The sequence below is a fragment of the Novosphingobium guangzhouense genome (assembly GCF_002896965.1).
Classification (GTDB): Bacteria; Pseudomonadota; Alphaproteobacteria; order Sphingomonadales; family Sphingomonadaceae; genus Novosphingobium; species Novosphingobium guangzhouense.
In genome coordinates this window covers 1-11,853 of record NZ_LYMM01000057.1, presented here as the reverse complement: position 1 = coordinate 11,853, position 11,853 = coordinate 1, and the positions used below count along the sequence as shown (strand labels likewise).

Annotated in this window: 14 protein-coding genes and 1 pseudogene; 9 read left to right on the top strand and 6 right to left on the bottom strand. The window is 62.7% G+C overall.

What is annotated here, in order from left to right; translation table 11 throughout:
• The first annotated feature begins 69 nt into the window (after nucleotides 1-69).
• On the top strand, nucleotides 70-405 hold the full coding sequence (locus A8V01_RS19895) for an MFS transporter (protein ID WP_145206792.1): 336 nt from the start codon (nucleotides 70-72) through the stop codon (nucleotides 403-405).
• Nucleotides 406-523: 118 nt separating this feature from the next.
• Here A8V01_RS19895 and A8V01_RS28315 read toward each other — a convergent pair whose 3' ends face one another.
• From A8V01_RS28315 to ligK, 4 genes are read right to left on the bottom strand one after another with little or no spacing between them, the layout of a single operon-like run.
• Entirely contained in the window at nucleotides 524-724 is a 201-nt protein-coding gene (locus tag A8V01_RS28315; RefSeq protein WP_145206793.1) for a hypothetical protein, read from the bottom strand.
• The gene (locus A8V01_RS19890) at nucleotides 724-1,599 is read right to left on the bottom strand and encodes an amidohydrolase family protein (protein ID WP_103098060.1); all 876 of its coding nucleotides are present in this window, start codon (nucleotides 1,597-1,599) and stop codon (nucleotides 724-726) included. Before A8V01_RS19890 ends, A8V01_RS28315 begins: the two co-directional genes overlap by 1 nt.
• Nucleotides 1,592-2,656, bottom strand: coding sequence for a 4-oxalomesaconate tautomerase (locus A8V01_RS19885; RefSeq protein WP_103098059.1), 1,065 nt, complete (start codon nucleotides 2,654-2,656; stop codon nucleotides 1,592-1,594). Before A8V01_RS19885 ends, A8V01_RS19890 begins: the two co-directional genes overlap by 8 nt.
• Nucleotides 2,649-3,323 (bottom strand): 4-carboxy-4-hydroxy-2-oxoadipate aldolase/oxaloacetate decarboxylase, encoded by a 675-nt coding sequence (gene ligK / locus A8V01_RS19880; protein ID WP_103098058.1) that lies wholly within the window; start codon nucleotides 3,321-3,323, stop codon nucleotides 2,649-2,651. The genes A8V01_RS19885 and ligK overlap by 8 nt, the downstream gene beginning before the upstream one ends.
• A 98-nt stretch (nucleotides 3,324-3,421) precedes the next feature.
• On the opposite strand from ligK, the gene A8V01_RS19875 reads away from it, so the two are divergent.
• The 7 genes from A8V01_RS19875 to A8V01_RS19845 all read left to right on the top strand — a co-directional run bounded on the left by A8V01_RS19875 (nucleotide 3,422) and on the right by A8V01_RS19845 (nucleotide 9,841).
• The gene (locus A8V01_RS19875) at nucleotides 3,422-4,585 is read left to right on the top strand and encodes a LysR substrate-binding domain-containing protein (RefSeq protein WP_103098057.1); all 1,164 of its coding nucleotides are present in this window, start codon (nucleotides 3,422-3,424) and stop codon (nucleotides 4,583-4,585) included.
• Nucleotides 4,586-4,652: 67 nt separating this feature from the next.
• Nucleotides 4,653-5,510: an NAD(P)-dependent oxidoreductase gene (locus A8V01_RS19870; protein WP_103098056.1), complete on the top strand. Its 858-nt coding sequence runs from the start codon at nucleotides 4,653-4,655 to the stop codon at nucleotides 5,508-5,510.
• 3 nt (nucleotides 5,511-5,513) lie between these two features.
• Nucleotides 5,514-6,539 (top strand): amidohydrolase family protein, encoded by a 1,026-nt coding sequence (locus A8V01_RS19865; RefSeq protein ID WP_103098055.1) that lies wholly within the window; start codon nucleotides 5,514-5,516, stop codon nucleotides 6,537-6,539.
• Nucleotides 6,536-6,952, top strand: coding sequence for a protocatechuate 4,5-dioxygenase subunit alpha (gene ligA / locus A8V01_RS19860; RefSeq protein ID WP_245892739.1), 417 nt, complete (start codon nucleotides 6,536-6,538; stop codon nucleotides 6,950-6,952). Before A8V01_RS19865 ends, ligA begins: the two co-directional genes overlap by 4 nt.
• A 1-nt stretch (nucleotide 6,953) precedes the next feature.
• Nucleotides 6,954-7,862: a class III extradiol dioxygenase subunit beta gene (locus tag A8V01_RS19855; protein WP_103098054.1), complete on the top strand. Its 909-nt coding sequence runs from the start codon at nucleotides 6,954-6,956 to the stop codon at nucleotides 7,860-7,862.
• Between the two features lie 27 nt (nucleotides 7,863-7,889).
• Complete coding sequence (locus tag A8V01_RS19850) at nucleotides 7,890-8,846, top strand: Gfo/Idh/MocA family oxidoreductase (RefSeq protein WP_103098053.1); 957 nt, start codon at nucleotides 7,890-7,892, stop codon at nucleotides 8,844-8,846.
• Nucleotides 8,846-9,841: an aldo/keto reductase gene (locus tag A8V01_RS19845; RefSeq protein ID WP_103098052.1), complete on the top strand. Its 996-nt coding sequence runs from the start codon at nucleotides 8,846-8,848 to the stop codon at nucleotides 9,839-9,841. Before A8V01_RS19850 ends, A8V01_RS19845 begins: the two co-directional genes overlap by 1 nt.
• 2 nt (nucleotides 9,842-9,843) lie before the next feature.
• Here A8V01_RS19845 and A8V01_RS19840 read toward each other — a convergent pair whose 3' ends face one another.
• Nucleotides 9,844-10,080 carry an MFS transporter gene (locus A8V01_RS19840; RefSeq protein ID WP_103098051.1) on the bottom strand — a complete coding sequence of 79 codons (237 nt, stop codon included), beginning with the start codon at nucleotides 10,078-10,080 and terminating at the stop codon, nucleotides 9,844-9,846.
• A gap of 457 nt (nucleotides 10,081-10,537) precedes the next feature.
• On the opposite strand from A8V01_RS19840, the pseudogene A8V01_RS19835 reads away from it, so the two are divergent.
• A pseudogene (locus A8V01_RS19835) lies at nucleotides 10,538-10,792 on the top strand (IS110 family transposase); the annotation flags it as partial.
• Between the two features lie 110 nt (nucleotides 10,793-10,902).
• Here A8V01_RS19835 and A8V01_RS19830 read toward each other — a convergent pair.
• The gene (locus A8V01_RS19830) at nucleotides 10,903-11,757 is read right to left on the bottom strand and encodes a tyrosine-type recombinase/integrase (RefSeq protein ID WP_211295086.1); all 855 of its coding nucleotides are present in this window, start codon (nucleotides 11,755-11,757) and stop codon (nucleotides 10,903-10,905) included.
• Nucleotides 11,758-11,853 lie beyond the last annotated feature (96 nt).

Genomic DNA, 11,853 nt, shown 5'->3' with positions numbered 1-11,853 from the left:
ACCGTCCGCTTGGTCGGGGCACGTCTCATCCTTCGATACGGTCTGATGACAGTGTCACGGATATCGTGCATGATCCTGTTGGCAGGTCAACTCTCCCTTTTCCTCGCCACCAGCCAGTGGCTTTCCGTTTTAGGCGCTATTGCTAGCGGTATAGGCTACTCACTCGTTTTTCCTGCAATGGGTATCATCTCAATGAACGCCCTCCCAGTGCAATTTAAGGGCAGGGTAATAGGCCTCTATTCGGCCTTCTTCGACGGTTCGCTGGCAATCACCGGCCCAATTGTCGGCATGTTAGTTGCCAAATTCGATGCCGACATGATATACTTATTCGGCGCCTTCGGAGCAGCATCGAGTTTGGGCTTGCTCCTCAGCATACATTATCACGATTCCAATCGAAATCCTTAAGTCGATTTACAATCTTTTATAATATTTTTATGTTGGATTAATTTTCCAAATATAGCATCTTACACTGCAAGCTCGATGTGTCAGCAATTACAAAACCTCGCTCAAAACTATTCCCGATTCAACGAAATGCACTCGCATCGATCACGTAGTTCATGCGCAACTCAACTGGCTTCGCGGCCGAAATTGAATTCATCTCACTGTTCAACTCCAAACAGCCGTTCTTGGTGAAAGCTTGAGATAAGGCTGCGATAGCGGCACCGTAGCTGGAATATTTAGATGATGCGCTTGCCCGCCGGATCGCTCTGGCAGGCAACCGCATCACATTTCCTCAGGCCAATACAGGCGCATCGGATTGGTCACCAGCAGTTTGCGCTGCAGTTCCGGCGTCGGCGCGATGCGCGGGATCATGTCGACCAGATGCCCGTCGTCAGGGATCGCGTCCTGCATGTTGGGGTGCGGCCAGTCAGTGCCCCACAGCACGCGGTCCTGATAATCCGCGACCAGCGGCGCCACGGCCTCCGCAAAGGCATCCCACGGATCGCCAGTCGGATCGAGACGGTCGGGGCACGTCGCCTTGAACCATATGTCATCACGGCTGTTCAGGAACGCGCGGAACGCCTTCATGTCGGGGCCGTCCGGCCCCTGCGTCACGTCGGGGCGGCCCATGTGATCGATCACCAGCGGCACCGGGATCGCGTCCATGAAGGGGCGCAGTTCCTCAAGAATGTCCGCCTCGAAATAGATCACGACATGCCAGCCTTTCGGCAGGCGGTTGGCCACTTCGAGGAACTTGTCCTTGGGCGCATCGTCGACAAGACGCTTGAGGAAGTTGAAGCGGATGCCGCGAATGCCGCCTTCGTGCAGGGCCGCAAGCTCGCTTTCCGAGATCGCCGGATCGACAACGGCAACGCCGCGTGCCTTGCCCTCACTTTTGGCGATGGCATCAAGCGTGGCGGCATTGTTCGTGCCGTGGCAGCTTGCCTGCACGATCACGTTGCGGGCAAAGCCCAGATGATCGCGCAGGGCGAACAGCATGTCCGGCCCGGCGTCCTCGGGCAGATACTTCGCCTTGGCGCTGAACGGGAACTGCGCCATCGGCCCGAAGACATGGCAATGCGCGTCGATCGCGCCTGCAGGCGGGGTGTAGAGCGGCTTCGACGGAGCGCCGTGCCAGGAAACGATACGATCAGACATAGACAATCCCATCCATCAGCTTGCGCGCAGTGCGCAGCAGAGCAGCGCTGGTAACCGCGCCGTTTTCATCGGTTTCGAGCACGCAGGTCATCTCACCGGTCGGGTGTTCGACCGATAGGGTCTTGCGCGCAGCCGCCGGAACATGCGCCACTTCGGCAGCGGGTGAACCTTCGAGCAGGCAGGCCGTCGCCACCGATACCGCGCCCAGCACGCCGATCGTCGCATGGGCGCGATGCGGGATGAAGCTGCGCACCGTCACCGCCCCGCCATTCTTGGGCGGCGCGACGAGCATCATCTTGGGCACGGACTTGTCCGTCACGTCGCCCAGATTCATCCGTTCACCCACCGCAAGGCGGATCGCCTCTATCCGCGCCTTGAGTTCTGCATCGGCATCAAGCGTTTCGCGATCCTCGTAACCGGTGACGCCCACGTCCTCGGCCTTGAACACCACGCAGGGCATGCCGTTGTCGATCAGGGTAACCGGCACGCCGTTCACCACATCGACCGCATTGCCGGTAGGCAGCAGCGCGCCGCATGAGGAACCGGCTGTATCGCGAAACTCCAGCGGCACCGGGGCATGGGTTCCGGGCACGCCGTCGATGGCGGCATCGCCTGCGTAAGTCACCGTACCACCCGGCGTCTTCACGGTGGCGACGGCAACCTGCCCGGTGTTCTCCATGTAGATCGCCACCCGCGTTTCATCGCCGGTCGCAGCCACAAGTCCACGCTCGATCGCGAAGGGACCGATCCCTGCAAGGATATTGCCGCAGTTCTGCGCGTCAGTGACGACAGCCTTGTCGACGAAGACCTGCAGGAACAGGTAATCGACGTCGATCCCTTCGCGCGCAGATTTCGCCACGACGGCGACTTTGCTGGTCAGCGGATCGGCGCCGCCCATGCCGTCGATCTGGCGCGGATCGGGGGACCCCATGACGCCCAGCAGAAAGGCATCGCGCGCCGCCGGGTCGGCGGGCAGATCGTCCTTCAGGAAGTACCCACCCTTGGACGTCCCGCCGCGCATCCACATGCAGGGAGCGCTGACGGAAGGGTCAGACATACTTCAGACCTTCCTTCTCCAGACGCTCACGCATCTTATACATATCGAGGCCAAGCACGCCGTTCGCCAGCTTCTCGCGCTTTTCGCCTTCGTTGGCTTCGCGGGCCTGCGCGGCGGCAAGCACTTCTGCGGCCTTTTCGCGCGGGACCACGCAGACGCCGTCGTCGTCAGCCACGATCACGTCGCCCGGCTGCACCGCGGCATTCGCGCAGACCACCGGCACGTTGACCGAACCCAGCGTGTTCTTGACGGTGCCTTGCGCATAGACCGCCTTGGACCAGACGGGGAAGTTCATCTCGGTCAGGTCGCGCACATCGCGCACGCCTGCGTCGATGATAAGGCCACGGCAGCCGCGCGCCTGCGCACTGGTGGCCAGAAGGTCGCCGAAGTAGCCGTCTTCGCAAGGGCTGGTCGGAGCGAGCAGCAGGATATCGCCGTCCTTGAGCTGTTCGATGGCGACGTGCACCATCCAGTTGTCGCCCGGCGCCGCGCTGATCGTCACCGCCGACCCTGCGATACGCGCACCGCTGTAGATCGGGCGCATATAGCTGGCGAGAAGGCCCGTGCGGCCCTGCGCTTCGTGGACGGTGGCCACGCCGCACTTGGCAAGACCGTCGATCACCGCCGGATCGGCACGCTCTATGTTCTGGACGACGATACCACTCATGACATGCACTCCTAGTTTTGTCCCGAGATGGCGAAGGCGGTGCCACAACGGAAAGAGAACTTTGGAAAGTGCGATAGGATTTGGCTAAGAGTGGGTGCATGGACATCTGGACTCTGAACCTGCGGCACCTTCATGCGGTGGAGCGAATTGCCCGTTTGGGAACGGTCAATGCCGCTGCCAGCGCCGTGAACCTTAGCCAGCCTGCGATAACACAGGCATTGGGCCGTCTGGAGGACACGCTTGGCCTGCCGCTGTTCGAGCGCCGCCATGACGGTATGATCCCGACGCGCGCTGGCGAAATCCTCAGCCCTCGCATCGCCGCCGCGCTGGCCCATGTGCGCAGTCCGCACGTCACCATGTCCCGGATGCGCGCGATGCTTTCGGTGGCGGAGACGGGCAGTTACACCGGGGCCAGTCAGGCGACGGGTCTGTCAGTGCCGTCCATCCACCGGGCGGTCAGCGACTTGTCGCTGGCGCTGCGCCGTGCGCTGGTGAGCCGCCGGGGCAAGTTCGCGATCACCACGGACGCGGGCAACCAACTGGCGCGCGAATTTCGGCTGGCGCAAGTGGAGCTGGAAGCGGGCCTGTCCGAAGTCATGGCCCTGCGCGGACACGAAACCCGGCGCATCGCCATCGGCGCCATGCCGCTTTCGCGCGCCCGCATCCTGCCCGCCGCCGTCGCGCGGTTTCTTGCGCGCAGGCCGCAGGTTCGGCTCACCATCGTCGAAGGATCGCGCGCGGAACTGGTCGAGCCGCTGCGGAGCGGCGTGATCGACGTCATGGTGGGGGCCTTGCGCGAACCCCTTACCGAACCGGACCTTGCCCAGCACCGCCTGTTCGATGACGTTCCGGCCTTCTATGCGCGCCATGGCCATCCTTTGGCCGGGGCTTCACTGAGTGGCGCGGACATGGCGCGGTTTCCCTTTACGCTCGCACCGCGCGGCACTCCGCTGCGGGACGGTTTCGAGGGCTATTTCACGAACCTTGGCTTGCCTTTGCCGCCGGTTCCGGTCGAGTCCGGGTCCGTCATGATGATCCGTCAGGTCCTGATGGGAACGGACTTCATAACGCTGCTGTCGCCCGATCAGGTATCCGTGGAAGTGGAGGCCGAATGGCTGCGTCCGCTGGCCCGCCTGCCCGAACGCTTCGCCCGTACAATCGGCATGACGACCCGCGCCTCGCTGCTTCCCACCGAGGTCCAGTCGGAATTCTTCGCCGATCTAGAAGCCGCCTCCCGCGAATGCGGCATCACACAAAGTTAGCGCAGTCTTATAGCCCTTCGCCAGTTCCGATTTGCCGCGCAAAGGCCGCGCCGCCACCTAGAGCGGCATGAGAGGAACAATAGCCCTGATCGGCTTCGGCGAGGCCGGGTCGACTTTCGCCAGCGCCGCCGGATGGGAATCGCAAGCCGCAGCGTTTGACGTTGCCGCTGCCCGTCGTCCCGCGATCGACGAACTGGGCGTGACGTCCTGCGACAGGGCGGCGCAGGCGCTCTCCGGCGCATCGCTGGTCCTTTCGCTGGTGACCGCCGATCAGGCGCTGCATGTCGCGCAGGAATGCGCCGGGCTTATCGCACCGGACGCCCTGTTCTGCGACATGAACTCCGTCGCGCCCGGCACCAAGCGAGAGGCCGCCCGCGCCTTTGCGGACGCTGGCAGGCGCTATGTTGACGTTGCCGTGATGGCCCCGGTCAACCCGGCCCGCATGGCCGTGCCGCTCAACATATCCGGCCCTGATGCGGCGGAGGCGAAAAGCGCCTTGCATGATGCGGGCTTCACCAGAATCGCCGTTGTTGGCGATGCGATCGGCCGCGCCTCCGCGATCAAGCTGGTGCGCTCGGTCATGGTCAAGGGCGTGGAGGCGCTGACCGCCGAGATGATGCTGGCCGCCCATGCCGAAGGTGTCGCCGATGCCGTCCTCGCCTCTCTGGACGCTAGTGAGAAGTCGATTTCCTGGGCGGAACGTGCCGACTACAACCTCGACCGTATGCTGGTCCATGGCCGCCGCCGCGCCGCTGAAATGGCCGAGGCTGCGCAGATGTTGCGCGATCTGGGCATCGACCCGCTGATGACTGAAAACAGCGTCGCCCGCCAGCAGGCACTTGGCGATCTGGACATCGAACCACTGCCGGAGGGCTTCGCAGCGAAGCTCGCCGCCATTACCGCTACACCTAAGGGAGAGAACTGAGCCATGTCGCTCGTCATCGACTGTCACGGTCACTACACCGTCCTGCCCAAAGCCCACGACGCCTGGCGCGAGGCCCAGATTGCCGCGTTCAAGGCAGGCGAACCGATCCCCGCTTACCCCGAGATTTCCGACGAGGAAATCCGCGAGACGATCGAGCAGAACCAGCTGAAGCTCATCAAGGAACGCGGCGCCGACCTGACGATCTTCTCCCCCCGCGCTTCGGCCATGGCGCACCACGTCGGCGATCAGGCGATTTCCGAAGAGTGGGCCTTCCACTGCAACAACCTGATCGCCCGTGTGGTCGCGATGTTCCCCGAGACGTTCGTGGGCGTGTGCATGCTGCCCCAGTCGCCCAAGGCGGACCTGACGGCCTCCATCAAGGAACTGCGCCGCTGCGTTGAGGAACTGGGCTTCATCGGCTGCAACCTCAATCCCGATCCGGGCGGCGGCCATTTTGAGCACCCGCCGCTGACCGACGAATACTGGTTCCCGATCTACGAAGTCATGTCCGAACTGGACGTGCCCGCGATGATCCACGTTTCGGGTTCGTGCAACCCGGCGATGCACGCCACCGGCGGCTTCTACATCGCGGCGGACACCGTGGCCTTCATGCAGTTGATGCAGGGCGACCTCTTCGCGAAGTTCCCCAAGCTGCGTTTCATCATTCCGCATGGCGGCGGCGCAGTGCCTTATCACTGGGGCCGTTATCGCGGGCTGGCAGACATGCTGAAGAAGCCCAGCCTTGACGAATATATCATGAACAACGTGTTCTTCGACACCTGCGTCTATCACCAGCCCGGCATCGACCTGCTGGCCGATGTGATCGCCAACAAGAACATCCTGTTCGGCTCCGAGATGGTCGGCGCCGTGCGCGGCATCGATCCGCAGACGGGCCATTATTTCGACGACACCAAGCGCTATGTCGACGCGCTCGACATCAGCGACGAGGAGCGCCACGCGATCTTCGAAGGGAACACGCGCAAGGTCTTCCCGCGCCTCGACGCCCAATTGAAAGAGCGCGGCCTGTGACCGACAAGCCTGTGAGCGACATTCACGAATACCTCGGCGCGTTCGACGATATTCCCGGCACGCGCGTCTACACCGCCGCGCGGGCGCGTCAGGGCTATCATCTGAACCAGTTCGCGATGAGCCTGATGAAAGCGGAGAACCGCACGCGCTGGCTGGCGGACGAACGCGCCTATCTGAACGAATGGCCGATGACTCAGGATCAGCGGGAAGCCGTGCTCGCGCGCGACTATAACCGCCTGCTCGATCTGGGCGGCAACATCTACTTCCTGTCCAAAGTCTTCTCCACCGATGGCCTCAGCTTCCTGCAGGCCGTCTCGACGATGACCGGCATGAGCGTGGAAGAATACAAGGCGATGATGGACGCCGGGGGCCGCTCGCCTGAAGGTGTGCGCTCGATCAAGGGGAACTATTGAAATGGCCCGCATAACCGCAGGCATCGCCACCAGCCACGTGCCGCTTCTGGGCGTCGCTGCCGATACCGGCAAGGATCGCGACGCCTATTTCGGCCCGATCTTCGCAGGCTACGACTGGACGCGCGAGTGGATCGCGCGAGCAGAAAACAAGCCCGACGTCGTGATCCTGGTCTACAACGACCACGCATCCGCCTTCGACATGAAGATCATCCCGACATTCGCGATCGGCTGTGGCGAACGCTACAAGCCTGCCGACGAAGGCTGGGGTCCGCGCAAGGTGCCCGATGTGGAGGGCCACCCTGATCTCGCCTGGCACATCGCCCAGAGCCTGATCCTCGACGAATTCGACATGACCATCATCAATGAGATGGACGTCGACCATGGCCTGACCGTGCCGCTGACGATGATGTACGGCGCGCCTGAGAACTGGCCCGCCAAAGTCATTCCGCTGGCCGTCAACGTGGTCACGTATCCGCCGCCATCGGGCAACCGCTGCTGGGCGCTGGGCGAAGCGATCGCGCGCGCCGTCGCATCTTTCGGGGAGGACCTCAACGTCCAAATCTGGGGCACCGGCGGCATGAGCCACCAGCTTCAGGGGCCGCGCGCCGGGCTGATCAATGCCGAGTGGGACAACATGTTCCTCGACGGCATGGTCGGCACCACGCAAAAGCTACGCACGATCCCGCATATCGAATACCTGCGCGAAACCGGCTCGGAAGGTATCGAAATGGTGATGTGGCTGATCATGCGCGGCGCGCTGGGCCGCGAGACGAAGGCGCTGCATCGCCATTACCATGTGCCGTGCTCCAACACCGCGATCGGGCATATCGTGCTTGAACCGGTGGACGGCACGGTGCCGCCCAGCCCCACGCTGGAAGGCAACAATGCCGCAGCGCAGGCTGCGATCTGAATTTCATCCATTTCCAAGGAGAATACCATGCGCATAGCCCTCGTGGGCGCCGGTGCTTTCGGTGAAAAGCACCTCGACGGCCTCAAGAACATCGACGGCGTGGAAATCGCCTCGGTCATCAGCCGGTCGGCCGAGCAGGCCGCCGAAGTCGCCGCGAAGTACGGCGCCCCGCACTCCGGCACCGACCTTGCCGAAGCACTGGCCCTGCCCGACGTCGATGCGGTGATCCTGTGCACCCCCACGCAGATGCACGCCGAGCAGGCGATCGCCTGCATGGATGCCGGCAAGCACGTGCAGGTGGAAATCCCGTTGTCGGACAGCTGGGCGGATGCCGAGACGGTCGTCGCCAAGCAGAAGGAAACCGGCCTCGTCTGCATGGTCGGCCACACCCGCCGTTTCAATCCTTCGCACCAGTACGTGCACAACAAGATCGCCGCAGGCGAGCTGACGCTGCAACAGCTGGACGTGCAGACGTACTTCTTCCGCCGCAAGAACATCAACGCAAAGGGCCAGCCGCGTTCCTGGACCGACCACCTCCTGTGGCACCATGCCGCGCACACGATAGACTTGTTCGCCTACCAGTCGGGCCGGATCGTCGCCGCCAACGTGTTGCAGGGGCCCAAGCACCCGGAACTCGGCATCGCCATGGACATGTCGATCCAGCTCAAGGCGGAAACGGGCGCGATCTGCACCCTATCGCTTTCGTTCAACAACGACGGCCCGCTGGGCACCTTCTTCCGCTACATCGGCGATAACGCCACCTACATCGCGCGATACGACGACCTTGTGAACGGCAAGGAAGAACCGATCGACCTGACCGGCGTAGCCGTATCCAACAACGGCATCGAACTGCAGGACCGCGAATTCATCGCCGCGATCCGTGAAGGACGCGAACCCAACTCGTCGGTGGGCAAGGTGCTCGACTGCTACCGCGTGATTGGCGAACTAGCCGCCAGCCTCGAAGCGCAGGACGGCTGGTCCTGATGACGACGCGCATCCTCGCGGACCGGCGGGTCCATTGCGTTGGCCTTGGCTGCATGAACGTCGCTTGGGCCTACGGCAACCCGCCTTCGCGCGAGGATGCGCTGGCCCTGTTCCGCCACGCGCTGGACAGCGGCTGCGATCATTTCGACACCGCCAACATCTACGGCAGCGGCGCGAGCGAGGATATCCTCGGCGAAGCCATCATGGACCGGCGCGACGAGTTTCTGCTCGCGACCAAGACCGGCATACTCGTCGATGGCCCGCACCGGGGGATCGACTGCAGCCCGGCGGCGATCACGGCCTCGCTCGATGCCAGCTTGAAGCGCCTTCGCACCGATCACGTCGATCTGTTTTACATGCACCGCTTCGACCCCAAAGTGCCGATCGCGGATTCGGTCGGCGCGATGGTTCGCGCGATCGAGGCGGGCAAGATCGGTTCTTACGGCGTGTCGGAATGGTCAAGCACACACATCCGCGAGGCCCACGCCGTCCATCCGATGGCGGCGGTGCAGACGGAATACTCGCCGTGGACCCGCAACATCGAACTCGGCGTGCTGGGCGCCACCGACGAACTTGGCATTGCCATGGTCGCCTTCTCGCCCATAGCGCGCGGAGCGTTGGGGGGTGAACTGCGGGATATCGGAACGCTCACGGAGAAAGATCTGCGCCGGTCGCATCCCCGCTTCCTGCCCGAGAACTGGCCGGCGAACCGAGCGCTGATCGATCAATTCGATGCGCTGGCCGCGGCAAACGGTGTGACCCCTGCCCAACTTTCTCTCGCATGGGTGCTCTCACGCGGCGCCCATTTGCATGTCATTCCGGGCACGCGTTCGATCGGGCATTTCGATCGAAACCATGCGGCGACGGACATAGTCATCCGGGCCGAGGTGCTCGATCGCGTTGGCAAGCTGATCAACCAGGAAACGGTAAGCGGCCATCGCTACCCCGAAGTGATGCGCGGGACCATCGATACCGAAGACTATCCTGCCAAGTGAGCTCAAGCTTTCGGTGCAGTCGCCGTCGGCGAGCCGATGATTGCGGCGGCAGCGATCAGCGAGCCGAGGGCCATGGCAAGCGCCACTCCGCTGAGCCCCAATCCGGCCTGGAACATGAACCCTGCAATGACTGGTCCCAGCGCCGCGCCACCGCGACCGACGCCGCTCACGAAGCCGGTGCCCCCGCCTCGCGCCTCGGTGGGGAAGGAGGCGGCAATCACGGCGTAGAAACCGACCATCCCGGCATTGGTGAAGAAACCTGCCGACGCCCCCCGTGAATGTAAGGCACGACAGGTCTGCCTGTCCCTGACTGAACCATGCGACCATCGCCGTCGACAAGCTCAAAGTCCCGATCATGATCGGGCACAGCGGTAGTTTCAGCGTCAGCGCACTAAGCAGCAAGGCTCCGGCCAAAACGCCGATGTTCGCATAGACCAGCACGCCACCTGCGGCAGAGAGCGCGTACCCCATGTCGACCACGATTTTGGGCACCCATTTCAGGATGAAGTAGAACGTCATGAGATGGCAGAAATAGGCTGCCGCCAGCAGCAGAGTGGTCCGCCGCAGATCGCCGGCGAACAGCCGCCGCATCAATGTAGCGGGCCCCTCAAGGTTTGTTCGCCAGACGATGGAGTGGATGGCTCCCGCTCACCGGCTGAGGCAGACTGCCTCGGCTGAAGAGCGAGGAGACGGACGATGAGTGAGATTGTCACGATTGGGCTGGATATCGCGAAGTCGGTGTTCCAGGTCCATGGTGTAGACGCTGCGGGTCAGGTGGTTGTGACCCGGCAATTGAAGCGCGGACAGATGTTGAAGTTTTTCGCGGCATTGCCTCCGGTTCTGATCGGGATCGAAGCCTGCGGAACGGCGCATCACTGGGGTCGGCAGCTCCAGAACCTGGGCCACGACGTAAAACTCATCCCGCCGATCTACGTGAAACCTTACGTGAAGTTATGCTCACCTCGCCATAATTTCACTAATCACGAGGTCCCCATAATGCGGAGGAACGCGGCCTGATTGGCGGATTTTCGCCTTTCTGGGCCATGCTCCTCCTCATTATTTCAGAGCTTGTCGAGCCAGGCGAGCACGCTTGCATCGCGTTTCCAGGATGGTTTGCCGCCAGGTGTGGTCGGAGCGGCGACCTGTTCCAGGGCTTTCCGCTTCGTTTCCAGATTGGCCCTGGCATAGTGGTTGGTTGTATCGAGGCTCACATGGCCGAGCCAGCTGCGTATGATTGTAACGTCGACGCCCGCCGAGATGAGATGCACGGCGGTGGCGTGGCGGAAGGCATGTGGCGTCACATGCTTGGCACATAGCGTTGGCATGGTTTCGGCCGCAGACCTCACGTAGGCAGCAAGCTTGAACCGAACCCCCGAGGCACTGAGGGGTTCGCCATAGCGGTTGACGAACAGCCGCTGGTCAGGCGCCCGTGGCTGCCGCTCGAGCAGTTTGCGCAACAGCAGGACCGTTTCCGGCCATAGCGGGCAGATGCGTTCCTTCCGCCCCTTGCCGGTCAGACGCACGCAGCTCGGGCTTTCGAACCGGATCGCCTCGGGGCATAGATCTAGCGCTTCCTGTATCCGTGCGCCGCTGTTGTAGAGGAACGAGAACAGCGCATGGTCGCGCGCACCCTCAACGGTCGAACGGTCTGGCTGAGCGAGGATCGCCGTCACTTCCGCCGGATCCAGATAGCTCGGCGCCGACACGGGAGCACGCTTGATCGGGATATGGAGGATTTCGACGCATTGGGCGATCGACGCGGGATCCTTGGTGGCCACGAAGTGGAAGAAGCTGCGGATCGCGGCAAGCCGGCAGTTGCGCGTGCCGATTGTGCCGCCGCGTTCATGTTCGGCGTGGCTGAGGAACGCAATGACGGCGCTGGCGGTCAGATCGTAAGCGCCGACGGAAGCTTTCAATTACCCACAAGTGGTCCGACGCCAGATTCCACTGGTCGCAGCGGTATTGCTGCGACGGAATCGGCTATGATTCATGTTCTCGCACAGGATCGCTTT